This is a genomic window from Neobacillus cucumis (genome assembly GCF_023715505.1).
In genome coordinates this window covers 1-255 of sequence record NZ_JAMBOH010000161.1, presented here as the reverse complement: position 1 = coordinate 255, position 255 = coordinate 1, and the positions used below count along the sequence as shown (strand labels likewise).

Sequence of the window (255 nt, the reverse complement as noted above, 5' to 3'; positions counted from 1 at the left end):
TACTTGGCAACGCTGCACAGTACATTTCAAACGCAATATCTTTAATCATTTGCCAAAAAAAGACATGGATGATGTGAAAATAGGTTTAAAGAGAATATTTGATGCTGTAAAAGTTGAAGATGCTAGGGAATTCAAAGAGGAGTTTTTATTGAGTTTTGGAGAAAATCCAAAACTACAAAAGGCTATAGAAACATTAGAAGAGGGCTTCGAAGATGCCATTCAATACTTGAACCAACCTTCTAAATACCACGTATT

The 255-nt window shown here is 34.1% G+C and carries 1 protein-coding gene; it reads left to right on the top strand.

Features of this window, described 5'->3' with window-relative positions:
• The coding region (locus M3226_RS31945) for a transposase (protein ID WP_251573455.1) at nucleotides 1-255 on the top strand (255 nt) is incomplete at both ends.